At 68.2% G+C, this 242-nt stretch carries 1 pseudogene; it reads right to left on the bottom strand.

Annotated elements, in window-relative coordinates:
* Window positions 1-242: pseudogene (locus EXE48_RS18340) on the bottom strand (hypothetical protein); the annotation flags it as partial.

Genomic DNA, 242 nt, shown 5'->3' with positions numbered 1-242 from the left:
GACCACGATCGACGCCACGCCCGGCAGGACCGCCGTCCGGAACACGTACCACCATGCATCAGCCTGCGTCTCGATCTGCACCTGCTGGCTCGCTGGCGCCGACGCATGCGTGAACCGCCAGCGAGCCCCGTCGACGACCTGACCGTCACGCTCGAGCCACATGGTCGCCTGCACCGACTCGTTGTAGTGCGAGTTCAACGCGATCGGCGCCGACGCGTACCCCGACTCGACGTCGACCGTCG

The sequence above is a fragment of the Halorubrum sp. ASP1 genome (assembly GCF_005435135.1).
In the GTDB taxonomy this organism is placed as follows: Archaea; Halobacteriota; Halobacteria; order Halobacteriales; family Haloferacaceae; genus Halorubrum; species Halorubrum tropicale.
This window is presented reverse-complemented; position numbering and strand designations above follow the sequence as displayed.